Annotated in this window: 22 protein-coding genes; 18 read left to right on the top strand and 4 right to left on the bottom strand. The window is 55.6% G+C overall.

Going from position 1 to position 23654, the window contains the following annotated elements; translation table 11 throughout:
• Positions 1-54: 54 nt before the first annotated feature.
• From flhD to cheW, 6 genes are all read left to right on the top strand, one after another.
• Positions 55-399 (top strand): flagellar transcriptional regulator FlhD, encoded by a 345-nt coding sequence (gene flhD, locus ACQZQY_RS17765; RefSeq protein ID WP_056769592.1) that lies wholly within the window; start codon positions 55-57, stop codon positions 397-399.
• 22 nt (positions 400-421) lie between these two features.
• A complete protein-coding gene (gene flhC / locus ACQZQY_RS17760) occupies positions 422-1030 on the top strand; it encodes a flagellar transcriptional regulator FlhC (protein ID WP_056769593.1) in 609 nt (202 codons plus the stop codon).
• A 181-nt stretch (positions 1031-1211) separates the two neighbouring features.
• Positions 1212-2102, top strand: a complete 891-nt coding sequence (gene motA / locus ACQZQY_RS17755) for a flagellar motor stator protein MotA (protein ID WP_056769595.1) — start codon at positions 1212-1214, stop codon at positions 2100-2102.
• Positions 2099-3253, top strand: a complete 1155-nt coding sequence (gene motB, locus ACQZQY_RS17750) for a flagellar motor protein MotB (RefSeq protein ID WP_431296112.1) — start codon at positions 2099-2101, stop codon at positions 3251-3253. Before motA ends, motB begins: the two co-directional genes overlap by 4 nt.
• Before the next feature lie 10 nt (positions 3254-3263).
• Positions 3264-5276 (top strand): chemotaxis protein CheA, encoded by a 2013-nt coding sequence (gene cheA / locus ACQZQY_RS17745; protein WP_431297205.1) that lies wholly within the window; start codon positions 3264-3266, stop codon positions 5274-5276.
• Positions 5277-5373: 97 nt separating this feature from the next.
• The gene (gene cheW / locus ACQZQY_RS17740) at positions 5374-5871 is read left to right on the top strand and encodes a chemotaxis protein CheW (RefSeq protein WP_056769601.1); all 498 of its coding nucleotides are present in this window, start codon (positions 5374-5376) and stop codon (positions 5869-5871) included.
• Positions 5872-6348: 477 nt separating this feature from the next.
• On the opposite strand, the gene ACQZQY_RS17735 is transcribed toward cheW, so the two are convergent.
• Together ACQZQY_RS17735 and ftrA are read right to left on the bottom strand one after the other, a co-directional pair.
• Complete coding sequence (locus ACQZQY_RS17735) at positions 6349-6639, bottom strand: Bor family protein (protein WP_217203912.1); 291 nt, start codon at positions 6637-6639, stop codon at positions 6349-6351.
• 523 nt (positions 6640-7162) lie between these two features.
• Positions 7163-8173 (bottom strand): transcriptional regulator FtrA, encoded by a 1011-nt coding sequence (gene ftrA, locus ACQZQY_RS17730; RefSeq protein ID WP_431296111.1) that lies wholly within the window; start codon positions 8171-8173, stop codon positions 7163-7165.
• 115 nt (positions 8174-8288) lie between these two features.
• On the opposite strand from ftrA, the gene ACQZQY_RS17725 reads away from it, so the two are divergent.
• The 12 genes from ACQZQY_RS17725 to ACQZQY_RS17670 all read left to right on the top strand — a co-directional run bounded on the left by ACQZQY_RS17725 (position 8289) and on the right by ACQZQY_RS17670 (position 21443).
• Complete coding sequence (locus ACQZQY_RS17725; RefSeq protein WP_431296110.1) at positions 8289-9764, top strand: MFS transporter; 1476 nt, start codon at positions 8289-8291, stop codon at positions 9762-9764.
• A 197-nt stretch (positions 9765-9961) separates the two neighbouring features.
• The gene (locus tag ACQZQY_RS17720; RefSeq protein WP_056769698.1) at positions 9962-10258 is read left to right on the top strand and encodes a hypothetical protein; all 297 of its coding nucleotides are present in this window, start codon (positions 9962-9964) and stop codon (positions 10256-10258) included.
• Positions 10259-10329: 71 nt separating this feature from the next.
• The gene (locus ACQZQY_RS17715; protein ID WP_421728506.1) at positions 10330-10860 is read left to right on the top strand and encodes a hypothetical protein; all 531 of its coding nucleotides are present in this window, start codon (positions 10330-10332) and stop codon (positions 10858-10860) included.
• Between the two features lie 192 nt (positions 10861-11052).
• Entirely contained in the window at positions 11053-12747 is a 1695-nt protein-coding gene (locus tag ACQZQY_RS17710) for a methyl-accepting chemotaxis protein (protein ID WP_056769703.1), read from the top strand.
• Positions 12748-12815: 68 nt separating this feature from the next.
• Positions 12816-14486 (top strand): methyl-accepting chemotaxis protein, encoded by a 1671-nt coding sequence (locus tag ACQZQY_RS17705; protein WP_122094981.1) that lies wholly within the window; start codon positions 12816-12818, stop codon positions 14484-14486.
• Positions 14487-14555: 69 nt separating this feature from the next.
• Positions 14556-15428 carry a protein-glutamate O-methyltransferase CheR gene (gene cheR / locus ACQZQY_RS17700; RefSeq protein WP_056769706.1) on the top strand — a complete coding sequence of 291 codons (873 nt, stop codon included), beginning with the start codon at positions 14556-14558 and terminating at the stop codon, positions 15426-15428.
• A complete protein-coding gene (locus ACQZQY_RS17695; RefSeq protein ID WP_056769709.1) occupies positions 15428-16477 on the top strand; it encodes a protein-glutamate methylesterase/protein-glutamine glutaminase in 1050 nt (349 codons plus the stop codon). Before cheR ends, ACQZQY_RS17695 begins: the two co-directional genes overlap by 1 nt.
• A 46-nt stretch (positions 16478-16523) precedes the next feature.
• Positions 16524-16913, top strand: coding sequence for a chemotaxis response regulator CheY (cheY, locus tag ACQZQY_RS17690; RefSeq protein WP_056769710.1), 390 nt, complete (start codon positions 16524-16526; stop codon positions 16911-16913).
• 8 nt (positions 16914-16921) lie between these two features.
• Positions 16922-17566, top strand: coding sequence for a protein phosphatase CheZ (gene cheZ, locus ACQZQY_RS17685; protein WP_056769712.1), 645 nt, complete (start codon positions 16922-16924; stop codon positions 17564-17566).
• A gap of 221 nt (positions 17567-17787) precedes the next feature.
• The gene (flhB, locus tag ACQZQY_RS17680; RefSeq protein ID WP_056769714.1) at positions 17788-18939 is read left to right on the top strand and encodes a flagellar biosynthesis protein FlhB; all 1152 of its coding nucleotides are present in this window, start codon (positions 17788-17790) and stop codon (positions 18937-18939) included.
• Complete coding sequence (gene flhA, locus ACQZQY_RS17675; RefSeq protein ID WP_056769715.1) at positions 18932-21013, top strand: flagellar biosynthesis protein FlhA; 2082 nt, start codon at positions 18932-18934, stop codon at positions 21011-21013. The genes flhB and flhA overlap by 8 nt, the downstream gene beginning before the upstream one ends.
• A gap of 4 nt (positions 21014-21017) precedes the next feature.
• The gene (locus tag ACQZQY_RS17670; protein ID WP_205965071.1) at positions 21018-21443 is read left to right on the top strand and encodes a flagellar protein FlhE; all 426 of its coding nucleotides are present in this window, start codon (positions 21018-21020) and stop codon (positions 21441-21443) included.
• Here ACQZQY_RS17670 and ACQZQY_RS17665 read toward each other — a convergent pair.
• Both ACQZQY_RS17665 and ACQZQY_RS17660 read right to left on the bottom strand, forming a co-directional pair.
• Complete coding sequence (locus ACQZQY_RS17665) at positions 21424-22545, bottom strand: fatty acid desaturase family protein (protein ID WP_431296109.1); 1122 nt, start codon at positions 22543-22545, stop codon at positions 21424-21426. The two genes, ACQZQY_RS17670 and ACQZQY_RS17665, sit on opposite strands and share 20 nt — an antisense overlap.
• Positions 22542-23645 (bottom strand): fatty acid desaturase family protein, encoded by a 1104-nt coding sequence (locus ACQZQY_RS17660; protein ID WP_431297204.1) that lies wholly within the window; start codon positions 23643-23645, stop codon positions 22542-22544. Before ACQZQY_RS17660 ends, ACQZQY_RS17665 begins: the two co-directional genes overlap by 4 nt.
• Positions 23646-23654 lie beyond the last annotated feature (9 nt).

Here is a 23654-nt window from a genome sequence, read left to right as displayed (position 1 = left end):
TGTCTATCAATCAGCCACATTAAAAATGTGGCATCGGTAATGGGGTAGAACAGCATGTCCGAATTGCTTAAGCACATATATGATATCAACCTGTCATATTTACTTTTGGCACAGCGTTTGATTAATGACGAGAAGGCCTCCGCGATGTTCCGGCTGGGGATTGACGACGTGATGGCAGACGCCTTAGGCCAACTTACGTTGCCACAAATGGTTAAATTAGCTGAAACGAATCAGCTTCTTTGTCAGTTCCGCTTTGATGACAGTAAGACCATCGAACGCCTGACCCAGGAATCCCGTGTAGATGATTTGCAACAAATCCACACCGGTATCCTGCTGTCGAGCCACCTGCTTAAAGGTCTGGCGGCGAGAGACAGCGGCGCCATGAAGAAAAGGGCGTAGCCATGTCTATTAAGGGCGCAACATGCTAATCAAAGAGACGCCAGCCAAACCGGCAGAAAAAAGTATTGTTCAGGAAGCCCGCGATATTCAGCTCGCCATGGAGCTGATTTCTTTGGGCGCAAGATTGCAGATGCTGGAAAGCGAGACGCAGTTAAGCCGTGGCCGTCTGATTAAACTGTACAAAGAATTACGTGGCAGCCCGCCACCGAAAGGCATGTTGCCATTCTCGACAGACTGGTTCATGACCTGGGAACAAAACATTCACTCTTCGATGTTTTATAACGCGTACTCTTTTCTGATGAAGAGCGGGCATTGTAATGGTGTCGAAGCGGTGATCAGCGCTTATCGTTTATATCTTGAGCAGTGTCCTGAACAGCCGGGAGAAGCGCCGATTTTAGCGTTGACCCGCGCCTGGACGCTGGTCCGGTTCGTGGACAGCGGTATGTTGCAGCTTTCTGCCTGTAACTGCTGTGACGGATCATTTATTACCCATGCACACCAGCCCCGTCACGGGTTTGTTTGCAGTCTCTGCCAACCCCCATCCCGCGCAGTAAAAAAACGTAAACTTTCCCCGCAGGTTGCCGATATAACATCTCAAGAGCTGGACGAAAAGGTCAAGCGCGCAGTCTGAGATGTCAGGGTCGCAGTAAGAATGCCCGGGCGGTGGTAACACCGCTCCCTATTTTCCCCCTCATCTCTCAGCCTTTGTCTGGCACTTTTTTATGCTAATCATCCGGGTTGCATAGAAAACGGCAGGCTCATGGCGGTGCGCTTTTCCTCGCCCTAAAACCACATCGAATTAAGGATTCATCGTGCTAGTGATAATAGGTTACATCGTGGTGCTGGGCTCAGTGTTTGGCGGTTTCATGCTCGTCGGCGGGGAACTGGGCGCGTTATACCAACCAGCAGAATTGCTGATCATCGGCGGTGCCGGTATCGGTGCCTTCTTTGTCGGTAACAACGGTAAAGCGATTAAATCCACCTTGCGCGCGCTGCCGCAGCTGTTCCGCGCGTCTAAATACAACAAAGCGTTGTATATGGATTTGATGGCCTTGCTTTACCGCTTGTTAGCCAAGTCGCGCCAACAGGGGATGCTGTCGCTGGAAAATGACATCGACAATCCCGCTGAAAGCGACATTTTTGCTAATTATCCGCGCATCCTTGCCGATAAACATTTAGTGGAATATCTGACTGACTACTTACGTCTGATGGTCAGCGGCAACATGAATGCGTTTGAAATCGAAGCGCTGATGGATGAAGAGATCGAAACCTACGAACACGAAAGCGAAGTGCCGGCCAACAGCCTGGCGCTGGTCGGGGATTCACTTCCGGCATTCGGGATCGTTGCTGCGGTGATGGGGATTGTTCATACCCTCGCCGCCGCCGACCGTCCGGCCGCAGAGCTGGGGGCGCTGATTGCCCATGCGATGGTCGGTACCTTCCTCGGCATCTTGCTGGCGTACGGGTTTATTTCACCACTGGCCAGCGTGTTACGTCAGAAAAGTGCTGAAAACACCAAAATGATGCAGTGCATCAAAGTGACATTGCTGTCGAGCCTCAACGGTTATGCCCCGCAGATCGCTGTCGAGTTTGGCCGTAAGACGCTCTACACCTCAGAACGCCCTTCGTTTATCGAACTGGAGGAGCACGTTCGTCAGGTTAAATCGCCTAACCAGCAACAAACTGAAGAAGAAAAAGTATGAAGCATCAGAGCCATCCCATCGTTGTTGTACGTAAGAAAAAGAGTAAGCACGGCGGCGGGCATCACGGCGGTTCATGGAAGATTGCTTACGCTGACTTTATGACAGCGATGATGGCCTTCTTCCTGGTGATGTGGCTGATTTCGATCTCCAGCCCTAAAGAATTGGTACAGATTGCCGAATACTTCCGTACGCCGCTGGCGGTGGCCATTACCGGCGGACCGCGCAGCAGCGATGCCACCAGTCCGATCCCGGGCGGCGGGGCAGACCCGACCATGCAGGACGGCGAAGTGCATAAGATGATCCAGTCACAGGGCGATGCCCGTGAACTGCGTGAAACCGGCGATCTGATGAAGTTGCAGGACAAACTGGAAGCGATGCTGGCATCGGATCCGCGTTTAAAAGATTTGCGCCCGCATCTGATGATTAACCTGACCGAACAGGGTTTGCGCATTCAGATTATCGACAGCAAGAATCGCCCGATGTTTCAGCTCGGCAGCGCCATCGTCGAGCCGTACATGCGCGATATTTTGCGGGCGATTGGCCCGGTACTGGATGATTTCCCTAACAAGATAAGCCTGGCGGGCCATACCGATGATATGCCGTATGCCCAGGGCGAACGTGGCTACAGCAACTGGGAATTGTCCACCGACCGCGCCAATGCGTCGCGCCGTGAAATGATTGTCGGCGGCCTGAGTGAAGGGAAAGTTCTGCGGGTGATGGGCATGGGGTCAACCATGCAACTCAAAAATCATCCGGCAGGCGATGCGATCAACCGTCGCATCAGCATTTTGGTCCTCAACAGACATGCTGAGGAAGCCATTGAGCGGGAAAACAGCGAGGGCGAAGCGATTACGATCAGTGACGCGGGCGAGCTGCAAAGACAAGTACCTGGCCGCAGTACCGCACCTGCGCTGGCACCGAAAGTTCAGGCACCGCAAGCTTCCGTGGCACCGACCCAGAGCCCGGCACCGGCCGTTGCCGCACCAGAATTATCAGCACCAACAGTAGTAGAAGTCCCTGCAACCAGGATTGAGACGCAGGTGCCTGTGACCACATCGGCAGACGCTCAACCTGCGACGGCAGCTCCGGCTGCTTCCGCAGGTCCGGCACCTGCGACCACATCAACAAGCCGCGATTCACAGCAGAGGTGATCACGTGAGCATGGATATAACTGATTTTTATCAGACGTTTTTTGATGAAGCCGACGAGCTGCTGGCGGACATGGAGCAACACCTGTTGTTGCTTGATCCGCAAGCGCCCGACGTTGAGCAGCTCAACGCGATTTTCCGCGCAGCGCACTCAATTAAAGGCGGAGCAGCGACCTTTGGCTTTACGGTTCTGCAGGAAACCACCCATTTACTGGAAAACCTGCTCGACGGTGCGCGACGCGCAGAAATGAGCCTGAGCACCGACATCATCAACCTGTTTTTGGAAACGAAAGACATTATGCAGGAGCAACTGGACGCCTATAAATCTTCCCGGGATCCCGATGCAGACAGTTTTGAATACATCTGTGCGGCCCTGAGACAACTGGCGCTCGACGCGCAGCAAGCGCGGGAGCCGGCAGCGGATCTCCACGTCGTCACTGACGAACCTGCACAAACGGCAGCCCCTGCGGCGGGCAAAGGCGGGATGCGCGTTCGCCTGTCCGGTCTGAAGCCGCAGGAAGTGCCGGTGATGCTGGAAGAGCTGGGGAATCTGGGCGACATCGTCGATCCGGTACAGACCGAAGACAGCGTGGAAGCCACGCTTGTCACCACGGTGACCGAAGACGATATCATCGCGGTACTGTGTTTCGTGCTCGAACCCGAACAAATCAGCTTCACCCAGGCTTCTGTTCTGGCCACACCGGCTGCCGTTGCGGCATCGGCATCGGTGGCAGTTGCAGAACCGGCAGCAACCGCTGTTGTGGCGCGTCCCGCTCCGGTCCTGACGGCAGTACCCAGCAGCGAACCGCCGAAAGCCCGCGCGCCAAAAGCGCCGGAATCGACCAGCATCCGTGTGGCAGTCGAGAAAGTGGATCAGCTGATCAACCTGGTCGGCGAACTGGTGATCACCCAGTCGATGCTGGCGCAGCGTTCCGACCTGCTGGATCCGGTGGCGCACAGCGACCTACTCAACAGCATGGGGCAGCTTGAGCGTAACGCCCGTGATTTGCAGGAATCGGTGATGTCGATTCGTATGATGCCGATGGAATACGTTTTCAGCCGCTTCCCGCGTCTGGTGCGTGATCTGGCGAGCAAACTGAATAAGCAAATCGAACTGACCCTGCTCGGCAGCTCTACCGAACTGGATAAGAGCCTGATCGAACGTATTATCGATCCGCTGACGCACCTGGTGCGTAACAGCCTCGATCACGGTGTCGAAACGCCGGAAACGCGCATTGCCAACGGCAAACCGCCAACCGGCAACCTGACGCTGTCTGCGGAGCATCAGGGCGGCAACATCTGCATCGAAGTGGTGGATGACGGTGCCGGTCTGAACCGCGAACGTATTCTGGCGAAAGCCCTGTCGCAAGGCATGAACGTCAGCGAGAGCATGAGTGACGAAGATGTCGGCATGCTGATTTTCGCACCGGGCTTCTCGACGGCGGAAAAAGTCACCGACGTCTCAGGCCGTGGCGTAGGCATGGACGTGGTGAAGCGAAACATTCAGGAAATGGGCGGTCACGTCGAAATCCATTCCCAGCAAGGCAAAGGCACCACCATCCGTATCCTGCTGCCACTGACGCTGGCGATCCTCGACGGCATGTCGGTGAAAGTGGGCAAAGAAGTCTTCATTCTGCCACTGAATGCGGTGATGGAATCGCTGCAACCGCTGGCGGAAGATTTGCACCCGCTGGCCGGTGGCGAGCGCGTTCTGCAGGTGCGCGGAGAATATCTGCCGCTGGTCGAGCTCTACAACGTGTTTGACGTTGAAGGCGCGAAAACTGAAGCCACTCAGGGCATTGTCGTGATCCTGCAAAGTGCAGGCCGCCGCTACGCCTTACTGGTTGATCAGTTGATCGGTCAGCATCAGGTGGTGGTGAAGAATCTGGAAAGCAACTATCGCAAAGTGCCGGGCATTTCCGCCGCCACTATTTTGGGTGACGGCAGCGTGGCGCTGATTGTTGATGTGTCTGCATTGCAGGCACTGAACCGTGACAAGCGTGCAACTGGCGCATCTGCCGCCTGATGTGATTAACAATAAAAGCGTGCAAAACCGCCGGTGGCTGGCCCGTCAGGTGACGGCCACCGGGCGTAAAAACTCAGGCTGATTTAAGGTGAACAACATGGCAGGACTTGCAACTGTGGCAAAAATTGCGGGCGAAACGGTAGGACAGGAGTTCCTGATCTTTACCCTGGGCGACGAAGAATACGGCATCGATATCCTGAAAGTGCAGGAAATCCGCGGTTACGATCAGGTCACCCGTATTGCGAACACCCCGGCGTTCATTAAAGGTGTCACCAACCTGCGTGGCGTCATCGTACCCATTCTCGATCTGCGGGTGAAATTCGCGCAGGAAGATGTGATCTACAATGAAAACACCGTAGTGATCGTCCTCAACTTCGAAAACCGCGTGGTGGGTATTGTGGTTGACGGCGTATCCGACGTGCTGTCGTTAACGCAAGATCAGATCCGTCCCGCACCAGAATTTGCAGTGACCATGTCAACCGAATACCTCACCGGGTTGGGTTCTCTGGGTGACCGTATGTTGATTCTGGTGGATATTGAGAAGCTGCTGAGCAGTGAAGAGATGGCGTTAGTGGATAGCGTGACGAAAATTTGATTTTCGTTCTTTAACGTCAGGGTAGTGGGCACCCGCCCACACCGGGTTAAGGGGCGTAAACGCGCCCCTTAACAATCCTGCGTTTTTCTTCTTCGCGCTGTCGCAGGCACGAGGGCCATGTCCTGCAACTACCGCGTGTGGCGCAAAATCTTGCCGCTTCGCGGTTCCTTCTCTCGGTCCTGAAGCCTCTGGTCTTCAGGCCGCTCCGTTCAGCAAGATTTTTGAGCGCGCCATTCCCGATTTAAAAATTAAATAATCCCACAGAAATGACCGGATGATCCAATATCCGCCGGGCAAGATTGCTGAATTCCATAGACAGTGGAAGATTAACGGATAATTAAAACTGGATGAAAAGAAGTTAATTAAATTATCGAGGGGAATAGGGAGTTATTACAATAATCTCGTTGCGTTGTTAAAATAGCCTGCTGCTAATCAATATGAATGACAGCAGGCTTTAATGAGGATTATTTTTAGTAACTATTTCGCGCAATAAACGCGTGCTTCGCGAGGTGTATATATACCTAAGCTTACAACATGCAGGAATACATCCATACCTGATTCCTGAACTTCTGTACGAACAACTTTATTTGCGCCACCACAAATCTTCGCTGCATCTATGGTCTGTTCCTGCCCAATACCATTGACGAAGAAAGCTTGCTTGGTGACATGAGCAGGTTGTTCTGCAATATCATCCCTTAAGTTAAATGTCTGTTGAGCACACCCTGATAATACCGTTGCAGCGACAGCCGCAATAATTAATTTTTTCATAATAACTCATATTGATAATAAGGAAGTGAAATCACATCTTCTGACTTATCAGTTTTTTTACAAATCCGACCACTTACTATTATTAGTTATTAAAGCAGATGGTTTACCCGGCGTTGAACTATGTGAGGGCTGAGATTTATATATGTTGTATTAACGGAGCGTAAAGGTTATTAGCAGGTTGCATTTTTCAGATAAATGAGAATCAATAATATTCCGATCCCAGATTTATAATAAACGCGATGCATTTATGCGGGTGATGATTGACGGCAGTCTGTTTGTAAAATCCCACCCGTTTTTGCCTCTCCTGCGAAGGATTGGGGTAGGGTATTAAGGACTTCTCAGCGATACCCTCTTTTCCGTGCCTTCGCTAACCCATTGATTTTTTGTGTCACAAATACCCCTAAAAAAAGAGGGTATTTTCCACCGAACAGCGTTAATCTTTTGCCGTTCAATACCTAACCCTCACAATTGAACGGTTCACTGCCGCACAGGCAGCTCAAAAACTCCGGCACCGCCTGCCACATTAGCCCGCCATGCGCCTTTCAATGAATGCTTTGCGCCACTTCGTCGGGGTGGTGTCGAGACGCTGGCGGAAGTGATGGCGCAGGGTTTCCGGCGATCCAAAACCGGCTTGTTCGGCGACGCGGTCAATGCTTAATGTGCCGTTTTCCAGCAGCGCACAGGCTTTTTCCAGCCGGACGCTCAGCATCCATTCGCCGGGCGTCGTGCCTGTTGCATCGTGAAAACGCCGCAGAAAAGTCCGGCGGCTCATACCGGCTTGTGCGGCGAGCTGCTCAATCACCAGCGGCGTATTGAGATGACTGCGTAAATCGTCCAGCAGCGGGGCGAGATTTTTGGTCTGACGCCGTGGAACGGGTTGCTGAATCAGCTGCGCCTGATTGCCTTCACGCAGCGGCGGCGTCACCATGCGGCGCGCCGTGCGGTTGGCAACTTCAATACCGTAATCGCGACGGATCAGATGCAGACACAAATCGACACCCGCCGCGCCGCCGGCAGACGTAATAATGCTGCCTTCATCCACGTAAATCATCCCGTGTTCGACCTGCACCTCAGGAAAACGCTGCGCCAGAATCTCCGTACTGTTCCAGTGCGCGGTAGCGCGTTTGCCATCAAGCAGTCCGGCTGCGCCGAGCACAAAGCTGCCTGCGCAGATTGAGACAATGCGGGTGCCGCTGCGGTGCGCTTTTTGCAACGCGATGATGAGTGCCTCTGACGCCGGTTCGTGAACACTTCGCCAGCCGGGGATCACGATCGTACCTGCATCCTCCAGCAGTTCCAGCCCGCCATCGACCACCAGCCGGACGCCGCCCTGCGCGCTGAAAGTGCCTTCCTCCACCGAAGCGACACACAGATCATACAAAGGCTCACCAAAAACATCGTCGGCCCGCCCGAAAGCTTCAACCGCAATACCGAACTCGAACGTACACAGGCACTCATAGGCCAGCAACACCAGACGCCGGTTCAGGGGCGCGGGCGAGCGGGCAGGGAGCGGAGAAGGGGACGTAATGCGCATGATGGGTTACCGGTGATTTTGGCATGATCTTGACGATACATGGCATCCGGATGGATTTCCAGCACGCCGCCAATCTTCCATGCTGGCACTCTCTTACGTTTTGCAGGGACCAGATATGAAAAACATGTTGGCACTGATGGCGGTTTGTCTTGCCGCGCTGATGTCAGGGCTGGAAATCTCCAGCGTGCCGGTGATTTTGCCGGTGCTCGAAAAGGAGATGCACGCGAGCTTCAGGGAGTTGCAGTGGATCATGAATGCCTACACGCTGGCCTGCACCACGGTGCTGATGGCCACCGGTACACTGGCGGACAAATACGGGCGTAAGCGCGTTTTCATCATCAGCATTTGCGCCTTCGGGGTCACGTCTCTGATGTGCGGGCTGGCGTCCACGGCGCCGTGGCTCATCGTCGGGCGGTTTTTACAAGGGCTGAGCGGCGGCGCGATGCTGACCTGCCTGATTGCGATACTGTCCTCCCAGTTTCCGCAAGGGAAAGCGCGCAGCCGCGCATTTGCCGCCTGGGGGATCACCTTCGGCTTCGGACTGGGCTTCGGGCCGATCGTCGGCGGTATGCTAGTGGCGTGGCTGAGCTGGCAATGGGTATTTCTGGTACACGGGTTTATCGCATTACTGACCCTGATTCTGGCGCTGAAAAACGTGGTGGAATCCCGCGACGCGCAGGCTAAAAAACTGGATCTCGGCGGGCTTGTCACGTTATCGCTGACGGTGATGGGCGTGACGTATCTCATCACGCAGGGCGGCAGCCTGGGCTGGCACAGCGTCATCGCGCGCGCCGTGATGCTGATCACCGCGGTCAGCGCTGCCCTGTTCATCTGGATTGAAAAACGCCATTCGCATCCGATGTTCGATTTTTCAGTCTTCCGCGTGCGGGCATTTTCCGGTGCGCTGATGGGATCGGTGGGCATGAATTTCAGCTTCTGGCCGCTGATGATTTACCTGCCGGTGTACTACCAGGCCGGGCTGGGGTATGGCAGCGTTGCTACCGGCCTGGCACTGCTGGCTTACACCTTGCCCACGTTGCTGATGCCGCCGTTGGGTGAAAAGCTGACCACCCGTTTTGGCGCATCACGTCTGATCCCGCTGGGATTATTCGCCATCGGCGCAGGTTTTATTCTGATGCAAATCGCCGTGGTGCATCACATGAGTTTGATGCCAGGTGCGCTGCTGGCAGGTATCGCTCTCGGGCTGACCAATACGCCGGTAACCAACACCACCACCGGTTCCGTTGCGGCAAACCGGGCGGGAATGGCCTCGGGCATTGATATCAGCGCACGGCTTATCACGCTTTCCGTCAACATTGCCCTGATGGGCAGCCTGCTGGTGGCGGGAATTGCGGCGAGCCTGAAAGGATCCATGCCAGCGGCAACAGATATCTCTTCACTGGCCGGGCGTATCGCAGGAGGTTCTGCCGTTGAAACTCTGCACCGCGGGCAGGTTGAACAGGCGCTGACGCAAGGGTTTGCAGGCATTCTGCTCTATGGCGCAGCCGGGGTCTGGGTGCTGGCAGTGGCGAGTTATTTGCTGTTTAACGTCAGGGGGCGGCGCAAAAGCGCATCCTGCGAGCCGTTTTGACCGTAAACATCCGTGTTGCATTTCGTGCAGCACGTTTTTGCGTAACACCTTCCAGTTGCCTGAAAATTCATCATTTTATCTGAGCATCTTTTTGCAAGTTATGGCGTGATAGCCCGGTGGGACGGGGCTTCACGCAAATATACGTGGGCAAAATGATAATTTGATTAAGTACGACACGTGGCGTACATTGAGGCGGCATGAGTTTCAAAGAGATCAAAGGGAAGGTGATCGCGTGTTTAAAGAATGGGCAAGTCAGGTTTGCGGTAAGACGTGAAATTCATCTTAAAAATCTTTTAAGTACGGGGGAGGTGACGTCACAGGAACTGGAGAGGGTGATCGGTCTGGCTACCGGGCAACACTACCAGAGTCGCCGCCACCATCTAGACAGTAGTCTTGATGTCCACATTATTACCCTCTGGTATGCCGGGGTTAACTGGTACATCAAATGGTATTTTGCAGAACCCAACAGTGTTTTCATCAGCGTTCATCATTAAGGGAAAATATGATTATTGTTAAAGTAGGGGATGAAGAAAGAGCCGCATGCGGAGTGTGTGAGGCTTTCAGGATGGTCAGCTATCAGTTGCGTGATGTGCCGTTTGATGACGGCAGCGGCATCGTGAAAAACATTATCGCGGGTGTCTGTAAGACCTGCGACAGCGTCGCGGTGATCCCTTATCAGTCGGTGCCCGCGATTAAAAAGCAACTGCAGTTGCAGCGCAAAGCCGTGGAAAGCCGTGTTCCGGCGCACATGATTGATTTGTTAAATCTTGCCAGTGCGGAATTAGGGGCAACCCCCGATTTCGTGCCGTTACTGCTGAAATATTACATTCATCAGCTGGCGTCCAACCCGGAAGCCGCAGTGCAGCTGGTCACCTTACTGACGTCAGAACTGGCGAGCGGTCCGGCCAATAAACGCCTGTCCCTGAAAGGGCGTGAAATCGGCAATGATATCGATAAGTTAAAATCGCTGTCACACATCGACACCACCACTGAGTTATTAAAAGCCGTGGTGCTGATGATCCACCATGACCTGATGGTCAGCCCTGATGCGCATCGCATTGCCCTGTTAAAAAGTTTTGTCGCTACGGTGGCGTAATTTCCTCAGACCACCGAATCACACTCTGTGCCATGACGTCCTTTCTGATCTTATCGCTCGCGATGCCGGGCCTCTGAAGCCTGCCGGGGAGGGTGCCCTGCGTCAGCCAAAAAATCTGATCCCCTTCACATAAAGTTCCCCTCATTTCTGCCGATAACCCTTCCAGATAATTCTCATTTAAAAAGGAACAACATGTTTAACCGTATGAAAGTGGTCACGGGCATCGTGATCTTACTGATGGTCTTCGGTGCTTTACAGTTGGTATCCGGCGGCCTGTTCTTTAAATCCTTAAAGACGGACAAAGACAATTTCACCACCTCTCAGCAGATTCGTTTACAGCAGGCGGAATTCAACGCCAGCTGGATTTACCTTCTGCAAACCCGTAACACGCTCAACCGTGCCGGGATCCGTTTCATGCTCGATGCGAACCAGATGGGCAGCGGCGCGACGGTCAAAGAACTGATCGACACGGCGACCAAAGATCTGAAAATTGCTGACCAGCATTTTGCTAATTATCAAAAAATTCCTGCGGATGCCAGCCAGAACCCGGCTTTCGCTGAAGATGCTAAAAAACAATATCAGGTGCTTCACGACGCGCTTTCGGAACTTATCGAGCTGATCGGCCTTGGCCGTATCAACGATTTCTTCGAACAGCCGACGCAGCAGTATCAGGACAATTTCGAAAAAGCGTTCGTGACCTATATCGATCAGAACGACCATTTGTATGACCAGGCGGTTCACGTCAGCGAAAGTTCCTTCACGCATGCGATGTGGATGCTGGGTACCGTACTGATTGTACTGGCGATTTTCATCATTCTGGCCTGGGTCGGCGTTCAGCGCATCCTGATCCATCCGCTGAAAAATATCGTCGTCACCATCCGTAAAATCGCCACCGGCGATCTGACGCACGAAATAGTGGTGAAAAGCCGTAATGAAATCGGCCAGCTTGCCGATAGTCTCAAGTACATGCAGGAAGAACTGATTCGAACTGTCTCCGGCGTGCGCCACGGTGCCGACGCGATTTACAGCGGCGCGAGCGAAATTTCTGCCGGTAACAGTGATCTCTCTTCGCGTACCGAAGAGCAGGCATCAGCACTGGAAGAAACCGCAGCCAGCATGGAGCAGTTGACCGCGACCGTGAAACAGAACGCCGAAAACGCCCGTCAGGCCAGCCAGCTGGCACTGAGCGCATCGGAAACGGCGCTGAAGGGCGGCAAAGTGGTGGCCAACGTCGTCGATACCATGAACGACATCGCCAGCAGCTCGAAGAAAATCACTGACATTACCGGTGTGATCGACGGGATTGCCTTCCAGACCAACATTCTGGCACTGAACGCGGCGGTTGAAGCGGCGCGTGCCGGTGAGCAAGGGCGCGGTTTCGCGGTGGTGGCGGGAGAAGTTCGCAGCCTGGCACAGCGCAGCGCGCAGGCTGCCAAAGAGATTAAAGGGCTGATTGATGATTCTGTCAGCCGCATTAATACCGGCTCGGTACTGGCTGAAAGTGCCGGTGAAACCATGAATGACATGGTGAATGCGGTCACCCGCGTCACCGACATCATGGGCGAAATCACTTCGGCCTCTGACGAGCAGAGCCGCGGGATTGAGCAGGTCGCGCAGGCGATTACCGAAATGGATCGGGTGACGCAGCAGAACGCCTCACTGGTTGAAGAATCCGCGTCCGCCTCGGCGGCGCTGGAAGAGCAGGCGAGCCTGCTGACGCAATCTGTGGCGGTGTTCACACTGAGTCAATCCGTCAATAACAGCGTGCGCCCGGTGACTTCGTCTTCGACGAGACTGCCTTTGTTGACTCCGAACCTGTCAGGTTCTCAGGCCGGTACAGGTGGAGCGGCACAGAGCAAGTTGTCTGAAAACTGGGAAACTTTTTAAGCCACGTACATCGCAATAATTATAAGAAATACTGTGCCGGTCAGGGCCGGCACATAAAGAGGTTATCCATGTTTAAGCACATCCGTGTGTCCACCTGCATGTTTTTACTGTTGTTAGTGTTTTTTGTGATGCAACTGGTCAACAGCGGTTTATCGCTGTACGCCGCCCACACGGATAAAACTAATTTCGAGCAGATTGCCAATACCACTGAGCAGCGGGATGCGCTCAACCAGACCTGGTCTTATCTGCTGCAAACCCGTAATACCCTGAACCGCGCGGCCACGCGTCTGGCGCTGAAACAGCCGCAGGAAAACATCACGCAGCTGATGGCAGATGCCAAAGCCAGCCTGAAAAATGCCGAAAATGCTTACGCCGCGTTTCTGGCGCTGCCCCGCAGAACCGAAAAAGCGGCTGAACTGACGGCGGTGAACAAGGCCAGCTATCAGCAGTTGCACGATATGTTGCAGTCACTGAACGACATGCTGTCCGCCGGTGATATGCAGGGCTTCCTTAACGGCCCGGCACAAAAATACCAGGATCAGTTCCAGAAAGACGTGGGGAATTACACCGCGTATGTCGGTGGCCGTTTTAACCAGGCTAAAGAGCAGACCGTAGCGTCTTATCAGAACGTGATGATCAACACCTCGGTGATTGTGGTTCTGCTGGTGCTGCTGACCGCCCTGGCGCTGGTGATCACCCGCCGTATTCTGTTCCAGCCGCTGACCGTCATGCGGGGGCATTTTGACCGCATCGGCGCGGGAGATATCTCGGCACCGATCACCGTCGAAGGCCGTTACGAAATTAAAGTGATGCTCGACAGCCTGCAACAGATGCAGCAGTCGCTGGCCAATACCGTGCGCACCGTGCGTCACGGCGCAGACACCATGTTCTCCGGCCTGAAAGGCATTGCTGCGGGAAACACCGATTTATCGGCGCGTACTGAACAGCAGGCTTCCGCTCTGGAAGAAACGGCTGCCAGCATGGAGCAACTCACCGCGACGGTGAAACAGAACGCCGAGAACGCCCGTCAGGCGACACAGCTGGCGCGCGATGCTTCAAATACCGCAGAAAAAGGCGGCGCACTGACCGGCAACGTGGTGAAAACCATGAATGACATTGCAGGCAGCTCGAAGAAAATCAGCGCCATCACCAGCGTGATTGATGGCATTGCTTTCCAGACCAACATTCTGGCACTGAACGCCGCCGTCGAAGCCGCCCGTGCGGGTGAGCAGGGGCGCGGGTTTGCCGTGGTGGCCGGTGAGGTGCGCAGTCTGGCACAACGCAGTGCGCAGGCCGCAAAAGAGATCAAAGCGCTGATCGACGAATCCGTCAGCCGCGTCAGTCAGGGTTCCGAACTGGTGGAATCTGCCGGCAACACCATGGATGACATCGTGCGTGCCGTGACCCGCGTCACCGACATCATGGGCGAAATCGCCTCGGCGTCGGATGAGCAAAGCCGTGGCATCGAGCAGGTATCGATTGCTGTGACGCAGATGGATCAGGTGACGCAGCAAAACGCCACGCTGGTTCAGCAGGCCGCGTCTTCCACCCATGCGCTGGAAGTGGAGTCTGAGAACCTGACCCGTGCTGTCTCTGTCTTCCGTCTCTCGACGTCAGAAAGCGGGCATGCACCGCGCAACACACCGGCGTCTGGTTTTGCGCCACGTTCGCTGACGCCACCCGCGTTACTCCCTGCGACCGCGCGTGCGGGATCGGCGGATAACTGGGAAACATTCTGACAGACCGGACGGCCATGAAGCGTCAAAAAAGGTTTAGAAATACCACCTGTTCGTTACTGGAGCTGCACCATGAATCAACCAGGCTCGCCACTGAGTGCTGATAACACTTCGATCATGGCACAGATGATCCAGCGGTTACCGCTGTCAGATATCCATTTCCGCCGGATCAGTGAGCTGATTTATCAGCGCGCAGGTATCGTGCTGGCGGATCACAAACGGGAGATGGTCTACAACCGCCTGGTACGGCGGTTGCGGCTACTCGGGCTGAACGATTTCGGCAGTTATCTGGCGATGCTGGAAAGTGATACCAGCAGCGCGGAATGGCAGGCGTTTATTAATGCGCTGACCACTAACCTGACGGCATTTTTCCGCGAAGCGCATCACTTCCCGATACTTGCGGAACATGCGCGTTCAAGACCGAATAATTACAGCGTCTGGAGCACCGCCGCCTCAACGGGCGAAGAGCCGTACTCCATCGCCATGACCCTGAGCGAAGCGCTGGGGCCGCGTATGGCGAACTGCCGTATTCAGGCCAGCGACATCGATACTCAGGTGCTGGAAAAAGCCACGGCGGGCGTCTATCGCCAGGAAGAGTTGCGCACGCTCAGCCCGCAACAGTTGCAGAAGTTCTTCCTCAAGGGCACCGGCCCGCACAGTGGTCTGGTGCGCGCCCGTCCGGAACTGACGCAAATGGTGGCCTTCCAGCAACTGAATTTACTGGCAAACCAGTGGCAGCTGAACGGACCCTTTGATGCAATTTTCTGCCGTAATGTGATGATTTATTTCGATAAAGAAACGCAGGAGAAAATTTTACGCCGATTTGTTCCGTTACTTAAGCCGGGTGGCCTGATGTTTGCCGGCCACTCCGAAAACTTCAGCCAGATCAGCCGGGAATTTTATTTGCGTGGCCAGACCGTCTATGGCCTCGCCAAGGAGAGGTAATGAATAAAATCAGAGTATTGAGCGTCGATGACTCGGCGTTAATGCGTCAGCTGATGACTGAAATCATTAACAGCCATCCCGACATGGAAATGGTGGCGACCGCGCCCGATCCGCTGGTCGCACGGGATCTGATCAAGAAATTCAACCCGGACGTGCTGACGCTGGATGTGGAAATGCCGCGCATGGACGGGCTGGATTTTCTGGAAAAACTGATGCGTCTGCGCCCGATGCCGGTAGTGATGGTGTCATCGCTGACCGGTAAAGGCTCGGAAATCACCCTGCGCGCGCTGGAACTGGGGGCGATTGATTTCGTCACCAAACCGCAGCTCGGGATCCGCGAAGGCATGCTGGCTTACAGCGAAATGATTGCTGACAAGATCCGCACCGCGTCAAAAGCGCGCCTGAACAAAAGCGTAAATCTGGAACAGCCGCGCATTCTCAGCCATACGCCGCTGCTCAGCAGTGAAAAGCTGATCGCCATTGGCTCTTCCACCGGCGGAACCGAAGCAATCCGCCACGTTCTGCAACCGCTGCCACCGACCTGTCCGGCGCTGATGATCACGCAGCACATGCCCCCAGGCTTCACGCGCTCTTTTGCCGAACGTCTGAACAAACTGTGCCAGATCACCGTAAAAGAGGCCGAAGACGGCGAGCGCGTTTTACCGGGGCATGCGTACATTGCGCCGGGCGACAGACACATGGAACTGGCACGCAGCGGGGCCAACTATCAGGTTAAGTTGAACGACGGTCCGGCGGTCAACCGCCATCGTCCGTCGGTTGACGTGTTATTTCGTTCGGTGGCGCAGTTCGCCGGACGCAATGCCGTCGGGGTGATCCTGACGGGAATGGGCAATGACGGCGCCGCCGGCATGCTGGAGATGCACCGCGCAGGGGCGTATACCCTGGCACAAAATGAAGCCAGTTGTGTGGTTTTCGGTATGCCTCGTGAGGCTATCGCCACCGGTGGCGTCAATGAAGTGGTGGATCTCAGCCAAATCAGCCAGCGCATGCTGGCACAAATATCAGCCGGTCAGGCATTACGTATTTAATTTTTCAGCCTTGCGCTGGGTAGCAAACCTTAGGAGTAGATAAAACATGGCCGATCCAAATCTGAGATTCCTGGTAGTAGACGATTTCTCTACCATGCGTCGTATTGTTCGCAACCTGCTGAAAGAGCTGGGCTTCCAGAACGTGGAAGAAGCGGAAGATGGCGTTGATGCGCTGAACAAACTGCGCGCCGGGGGTTTTGACTTCGTGGTATCTGACTGGAACATGCCAAACATGGACGGTCTGGATTTACTCAAAACCATCCGCGCGGATGCCGCACTGGCAAAACTGCCGGTACTGATGGTCACCGCCGAAGCGAAAAAAGAGAACATTGTGGCCGCCGCGCAAGCCGGTGCCAGTGGTTACGTCGTCAAGCCATTTACCGCCGCCACGCTGGAAGAAAAGCTGGGCAAAATCTTCGAAAAACTGGGCATGTAGGAGCAGTTATGGCAGAGATACCAATGCCTGCAAATGATGCAGCAACCGCGGGCGATATTATCGCCCGCATTGGGCAACTGACCCGTATGTTACGCGACAGTATGCGTGAACTTGGCCTGGATCAGGCCATTGCTCAGGCCGCGGAAGCGATCCCTGACGCGCGTGACCGTCTCGACTACGTTGTCACCATGACGGCGCAGGCCGCAGAACGCGCCCTGAACTGCGTGGAAGCGGCGCAGCCTCGTCAGAACAAACTGGAATCCGGTGCCAAAAAGCTCGACAAGCGCTGGGAGGAATGGTTTGAGAATCCTATCGAACTGTCTGACGCCCGCGAACTGGTTTCTGATACCCGCGGCTACCTGAAAGAAGTGCCTGAGCACACCGGTTTCACCAACGCACAGTTGATGGAAATCATGATGGCGCAGGATTTCCAGGATCTGACCGGTCAGGTGATCAAACGCATGATGACCGTGGTGCAGGAAATTGAAAATCAGCTGCTGATGGTGCTGATGGAAAACATTCCTGAGCAACAGGTCAGAGCGAAACGTGAAAACGACAGCCTGCTCAACGGCCCGCAGCTCGATACCAACGGTGTCGGCGTGGTGGCCTCGCAGGAACAGGTCGATGACCTGCTGGATTCATTAGGTTTCTGATGCGTCTGCCTGCCTCAAAAGAACACCTCTTTGTGCTATGCAAAGAGGTGTTTCTCTTATCCAAAATTTTTAATTATTTTCCCCCTCTGCCGCCATCTGTGGAATAACCCGCATTTATCCCCCTTGTTCCATCCATAAGACTTAGCCGCTTTTGTCATGCTATGCGTGAAATTGTGCCCGTTGCCTGTTGAGCGGCGGGTAAATGCTGACAGGAACCGCCGGTGGCTGAAGAAAGCGATCTCGAAAAAAGTGAGGCCCCCACAGCCCACAGGCTGGAAAAAGCCCGTGAAGAAGGGCAGATCCCGCGCTCGCGCGAACTGACCTCGATGCTGATGCTCGGCGGCGGATTAACGCTGTTGTGGATGTCCGGCGAATCCATGGCGCGCCAGCTTGGCGTGATGATCGCCCAGGGGCTGAATTTCGATCACAACATCATCGGCAACGACCGGGAGATGTTGCAGCAAATGGCCTCACTGCTCGGGCGAGCGGTGATGGCGTTGTTGCCGGTGATTGGCGGGCTGATCCTGATCGCGCTCGCCGCGCCCTTGTTGCTGGGCGGCCTGCTGTTCAGTGCCAAATCCTTTGAATTTAAGTTCAGCCGTATGGATCCGATTGCCGGATTCAAGCGGCTGTTTTCCGGTCAGGTGCTGGCGGAACTGCTGAAAGCGATATTGAAAGCATCGCTGGTGGGCAGTGTCGCAGGTTTATACCTGTGGCATAAGTGGCCGGAAATGCTGCGACTGATCGCCCAGCCGACCATTCCCGCGCTCGGCGAAGCGCTGAGCATGGTGGCATTTTGCGGGCTGATGGTGGTCTTCGGGCTGACGCCGATGGTGGCGTTCGACGTGTTCTGGCAAATCTGGAGCAACCTGAAGAAACTGCGCATGAGCAAGCAGGACATCCGCGACGAACATAAAAGTCAGGAAGGTGACCCGCACGTCAAAGGGCGTATCCGCCAGCAGCAACGTGCGATGGCCCGCCGCCGGATGATGGCCGATGTGCCGAAGGCCGACGTGATTGTCACCAACCCGACGCACTACGCGGTGGCGTTGCAGTACAGCGAAGACAAAATGAGTGCGCCAAAAGTGCTGGCGAAAGGTGCGGGCAACGTGGCGCTGCGCATCAAAGAGCTGGGTGCCGAACACAAAATTCCGATGCTGGAAGCGCCGCCTCTGGCACGTGCGCTTTACCGGCACAGTGATATTGGTCAGCAAATCCCGGCCGCGCTGTATGCCGCGGTCGCGGAAGTTCTGGCCTGGGTTTATCAGCTCAAACGCTGGAAGCGTGAAGGCGGACTGATCCCTAAAAAACCTCAACATTTACCGGTGCCTGACGCATTGGATTTTGCAGGAGAGAGTGATACCCATGGCTAATCTGGCCGCGATGCTGCGTTTACCCGCCAACTTTAAGTCCGGACAATGGCAGGTGCTGGCTGGCCCTATCCTGATTCTGATGATCCTGTCGATGATGGTGCTGCCGCTGCCGCCGTTCCTGCTCGACTTACTGTTTACCTTTAACATCGCGCTTTCCATCATGGTGCTGCTGGTGGCGATGTTCACCCAGCGCACGCTGGATTTTGCCGCGTTCCCGACCATTCTTCTGTTTTCCACCTTGCTGCGTTTATCGCTTAACGTGGCCTCGACCCGTGTGATCTTACTCGAAGGTCACACCGGCGGCGCGGCGGCAGGGCGGGTGATCGAAGCTTTCGGCCACTTCCTGGTGGGCGGTAACTTCGCCATCGGTATCGTGGTGTTTATCATTCTGGTGCTGATCAACTTTATGGTCATAACCAAAGGTGCCGGGCGTATCGCCGAAGTCGGCGCGCGTTTCGTGCTCGACGGCATGCCCGGCAAACAGATGGCTATCGACGCCGATCTCAACGCCGGTCTGATTGGTGAAGATGAAGCCAAACAGCGCCGCAGCGACGTCACGCAGGAAGCGGATTTCTACGGTTCTATGGACGGTGCGAGTAAATTCGTGCGCGGTGATGCCGTTGCCGGTCTGATGATCATGATCATTAACGTGGTCGGCGGCCTGCTGGTCGGCGTACTGCAACATGATATGGATTTCGGCCACGCGGCGGAAAGCTACACCCTGCTGACCATCGGTGATGGTCTGGTGGCGCAGATCCCAGCACTTGTGATCTCCACGGCGGCCGGTGTCATCGTGACCCGCGTCGGTACCAATCAGGACGTCGGCGAGCAGATGGTGACCCAGCTGTTCCGTAACCCGCGCGTTATGATGCTGAGTGCAGGCGTGCTGGGTTTACTCGGCATGGTGCCGGGCATGCCGAACCTGGTCTTCCTGCTGTTCACGACCGGGCTGTTAGCGCTGGCCTGGTGGATCCGTGGTCAGGAGCAAAAAGCCCCGGTGGTAAAAGAAGCCGCGCCGGTCGAAGGTGAAAACAAACAGCTGGTGGAAGCGAGCTGGCAGGACGTTCAGCTGGAAGACCCGCTGGGCATGGAAGTCGGTTACCGTCTGATCCCGATGGTGGACTTCGCGCAAAATGGTGAACTGCTGGGGCGTATCCGCAGTATTCGTAAGAAATTCGCGCAGGAAATGGGCTATCTGCCGCCGGTTGTTCACATCCGCGATAACCTCGAATTACCGCCTGCGGGCTACCGTATTTTAATGAAAGGCGTCGAAATTGGCACCGGCACCGCGCATCCCGGCCGCTGGATGGCAATCAATCCGGGCAGTGCCATTGGCGAATTGCCGGGTGAAGCGACCGTGGATCCGGCCTTCGGGCTCTCGGCGGTGTGGATTGAACCGGCGATGCGTGAACAGGCGCAGATTCAGGGCTTTACGGTGGTGGAAGCCAGCACCGTGGTCGCCACGCACCTCAATCATCTGATCAGTCTGCATGCCAGAGAGCTGTTTGGCCGTCAGGAAACGCAGGAACTGATGGACAGGGTCAGCAAAGAAATGCCGAAGCTGACCGAAGACTTTATTCCGGGCGTCATCTCGCTGACCAACATGCACAAAGTGCTGCAAAACCTGCTTTCCGAGCGCGTCTCGATCCGCGATATGCGCACCATTATTGAAACCCTGGCGGAATACGCACCGACCCAGCCTGATCCGAATGAGCTCACTTCGGTGGTGCGCGTGGCGCTGGGCAGGGCGATCACCCAGCAATGGTTCCCTGGCACCGGTGAAGTGCAGGTTATCGGGCTGGATACCGCGCTGGAGCGTCTGCTGTTGCAGGCCTTGCAGAGCGGCGGCGGGCTGGAGCCGGGTCTGGCTGACCGTCTGCTGACGCAGTCTGAAGCGGCGTTGCAGCGTCAGGATATGCTCGGTGCGCCGCCGGTTCTGCTGGTGAACCACGCGCTGCGTCCGTTGCTTTCGCGCTTCCTGCGCCGTTCCCTGCCGCAGATTGTGGTGATGTCGAATCTGGAAATGAGCGACAGCCGCCAGATCCGCATGACCGCGACTATCGGCGGTGAATAAGAACATGAATAAGCTGTTGCGCGTGGCGATGGGGTCTTTGATGCTGATCAGCGCGCCGGTGCTGGCGGCGTCCGGCTCCTGGTCGGACACCCAGCGCGGTGTGACGTTGCAAAACCGGGGCGTGATGGCCTCGTCTGCGCCGCTCGCGGCACCGCAGAGTTCCCCTTTGCGGCAGCGGGCGTCGGCGACCATCACCACGGTCAGCTGGAATTACCGGCTGACGGGGCCGCGTCCGGCGGGGCTTCAGGTGTCGTTATGCAATACGACCAACCGCTGCGTGGCGCTCGATGCAGACAGCGGTCAGACCCGATCTTTTTACGGTCAGGCGGCCATTTCGCCGATGAGACTGGTGTATTTTGTACCCGGTAAAGGGGCGATGAATCCGCCGTTACGCGTGCTCAGTAATCAGGTTATTGTGAATTATCAGTAGGTTTGTCCATCAGCCCCTGCGCTGTTTCTCCTTTCCCCATGGCCCGCAAAAAACGCTGCTGGGCCACCAGAATATCTTTCAGTGAAACACAGTGGTACGTCACGCCGTGACGCTGCGTCACCTGCGCAATGATCGCCGACAGCGCCGGATAATGGCGGTGGTTCCAGGCGGGAAAAATGTGGTGCGTCAGATGGCGATTCAGCTCACCCAGCCAGTAAGAGAGCCAGCGCGGATAAGGCACCCAGTCGATGGTGGTGGCAAACACGTGGCGATAACGGCCATGCTTAAAACGCCCGTCTTCCGGCACCTGATAAAACGTGCCCATCGCCCAGTGCGACCCCAATATCAGCACCACAAAAATCAGCGAAGAGAGCATCTGTCCGCCTAAATAGCACCACAGCAGAATGTCGCCGCCCATGCCCTGCTGATGTAAAACCCAATACGGCAGCGCCAGTGCCAGCAGCAGATGCAACATTTTTGAGGTGAGGAACACAGCCCAGCCGCGGATGCCCTGATGGCGCATTTTAGGCTGCACGCGGGTTTTGCCCGCGCGGTCGATCCAGTCGAAAAACCAGATGATGCAGGGGAAGGTCAGTGCCGCGACAAACGGCCAGTAATAATGCTGCATCTGCATAAAGCCTTTGATGCGCTGGAACGGGGTCTGACGCAGCACGCCGTTTTCCTCAATATCCAGATCATAGCCCTGCACGTTCAGGTGGGCGTGGTGGCATTCCACATGCCGCACCCGCCAGCAATCGGCATCCAGCCCGAGCGGAATACAAATCACCAGGTTCAGCGCACGGTTCGCCCATGCCTGGCGGAAAAACGCATTGTGCGAGGCGTCGTGTACCGCATTGATCGCCAGTAACATTGCCGTAAAAATAAACGCGAAATAACCACAGGCAAACATAAGCCGGTTATCACTGAGCAGCGCCGTGGTGTAAAACAGCGCGCACAGGGCAAGCAGGCACAGTAATTTGGCGATCATCCGCCCGTCGGCAAAGCGATGATCCTGATGCTGCAACAGATACTGGTTCGCGGCTTTAGTCAGGTCGCGGTGAAGCGCCAGATCCTCACGCTGCTGATACCCTGGCGCCGTCATGGCTGGCTCCAGGGGTTGCCGCCTTCAGCCGTGCGCGGATCGTCACCGTTGCCCATGGCGCGCAAAAACGTCTGCTGTTCGCGCATCAGCTCGCGGTAGCTCAGACAGCGATACGGCATCCCGTGTTCTGCGGCCAGACCGGCAATGATCTTGGCCAGTGCCGGGTAGTGCCGGTGATGCCAGCCGGGAAAAAGATGGTGGGTCAGATGCAGATTGAGCATGCCAAACCATTTCTCCAGCCACAGCGGCGTCGGGTGCCAGTCGCAGGCGGTGGCAAAATTGTGTTTATACCAGCCCTGCGGCATTTTGCCCTGCGAGGGCGCGTCATAGAATTCCGCCTGCGCCCAGTGGGTGCCGAGCAGCAGAAACACCACGAACGTCGATGCGATCATCTGGCTTATCAGGTAACTGGCTATCACCACGCCTGCGCTGATGTGGTGGGCATGCGCGATGAACAACGGGATCACCAGCACCAGCAGTAAATGCAGCAGCTTAAAACCGGTGAAAATAGCCCAGCCGCGTTTGCCGGGCAGCGCGCCGGTCAGTTTCAGCGGTGTCTTGCCCAGTCTGTCTGACCAGTCAAAAATCCACGCAATATAGGGCAGGGACAGCGCGGCGATCAGCGGCCAGTAAAGATGCTGATAGCGCATGTGCGGGCGATGTTTCTGATACGGACTTTGGCGGAAGATGCCATTTTCCTGGGTGTCCAGATCGTAATGCTCAACGTTGGCATAGCGGTGATGAAACCCGACGTGGCGGATGCGCCAGTAATCAGGATCGACACCCAGCGGCAGCGTCACCAGACGGCTGATGATCCGGTTGGCGCGCGTGCTGCGTAAGAAAACGTTGTGCGACGCGTCGTGATTGACGTTGACGTTCAGCAACATGCCCGCCAGCACAAACAGCAGGTAGCCGCCGAAAAATCCCCAGCCGTTGTACTGCGTCAGGCAGATCGCATAACCCGCCACGCACAGCATGGTCAGCGCCACGGCTTTCAGCAAACTGACGCCATCGGCGTAGCGGTGGTCACCCCGCGCCTGCAAATACGCCAGCGCCTGCTGGTTCAGGGCGCGGTGAAATGCCTGTTCGCCATCGGGCATAAATAACGG

Origin of the sequence: Rahnella sp. PAMC25559 (assembly GCF_050632365.1) — a bacterium.
GTDB lineage: Bacteria > Pseudomonadota > Gammaproteobacteria > Enterobacterales > Enterobacteriaceae > Rahnella > Rahnella rivi.
The sequence above is the reverse complement of the archived record's forward strand: the minus strand, read 5'-3'. Positions and strand labels throughout refer to the sequence as shown.

Bases quoted from the DNA above. Each gene is read 5' to 3' on its own strand.
- ACQZQY_RS17715 (WP_421728506.1), top strand. From the start codon at position 10,330: ATGGTCAGCTATCAGTTGCGTGATGTGCCGTTTGATGACGGCAGCGGC.
- cheR (WP_056769706.1), top strand. From the start codon at position 14,556: ATGAATCAACCAGGCTCGCCACTGAGTGCTGATAACACTTCGATCATG.
- ACQZQY_RS17660 (WP_431297204.1), bottom strand. From the start codon at position 23,645: ATGCCCGATGGCGAACAGGCATTTCACCGCGCCCTGAACCAGCAGGCG.
- cheA (WP_431297205.1), top strand. From the start codon at position 3,264: ATGGATATAACTGATTTTTATCAGACGTTTTTTGATGAAGCCGACGAG.
- ACQZQY_RS17695 (WP_056769709.1), top strand. From the start codon at position 15,428: ATGAATAAAATCAGAGTATTGAGCGTCGATGACTCGGCGTTAATGCGT.
- ACQZQY_RS17665 (WP_431296109.1), bottom strand. From the start codon at position 22,545: ATGACGGCGCCAGGGTATCAGCAGCGTGAGGATCTGGCGCTTCACCGC.
- ACQZQY_RS17710 (WP_056769703.1), top strand. From the start codon at position 11,053: ATGTTTAACCGTATGAAAGTGGTCACGGGCATCGTGATCTTACTGATG.
- motB (WP_431296112.1), top strand. From the start codon at position 2,099: ATGAAGCATCAGAGCCATCCCATCGTTGTTGTACGTAAGAAAAAGAGT.
- flhA (WP_056769715.1), top strand. From the start codon at position 18,932: ATGGCTAATCTGGCCGCGATGCTGCGTTTACCCGCCAACTTTAAGTCC.
- ACQZQY_RS17705 (WP_122094981.1), top strand. From the start codon at position 12,816: ATGTTTAAGCACATCCGTGTGTCCACCTGCATGTTTTTACTGTTGTTA.
- cheY (WP_056769710.1), top strand. From the start codon at position 16,524: ATGGCCGATCCAAATCTGAGATTCCTGGTAGTAGACGATTTCTCTACC.
- flhC (WP_056769593.1), top strand. From the start codon at position 422: ATGCTAATCAAAGAGACGCCAGCCAAACCGGCAGAAAAAAGTATTGTT.
- ACQZQY_RS17670 (WP_205965071.1), top strand. From the start codon at position 21,018: ATGAATAAGCTGTTGCGCGTGGCGATGGGGTCTTTGATGCTGATCAGC.
- cheW (WP_056769601.1), top strand. From the start codon at position 5,374: ATGGCAGGACTTGCAACTGTGGCAAAAATTGCGGGCGAAACGGTAGGA.
- ACQZQY_RS17720 (WP_056769698.1), top strand. From the start codon at position 9,962: ATGAGTTTCAAAGAGATCAAAGGGAAGGTGATCGCGTGTTTAAAGAAT.
- ACQZQY_RS17725 (WP_431296110.1), top strand. From the start codon at position 8,289: ATGAAAAACATGTTGGCACTGATGGCGGTTTGTCTTGCCGCGCTGATG.
- cheZ (WP_056769712.1), top strand. From the start codon at position 16,922: ATGGCAGAGATACCAATGCCTGCAAATGATGCAGCAACCGCGGGCGAT.
- ACQZQY_RS17735 (WP_217203912.1), bottom strand. From the start codon at position 6,639: ATGAAAAAATTAATTATTGCGGCTGTCGCTGCAACGGTATTATCAGGG.
- ftrA (WP_431296111.1), bottom strand. From the start codon at position 8,173: ATGCGCATTACGTCCCCTTCTCCGCTCCCTGCCCGCTCGCCCGCGCCC.
- flhD (WP_056769592.1), top strand. From the start codon at position 55: ATGTCCGAATTGCTTAAGCACATATATGATATCAACCTGTCATATTTA.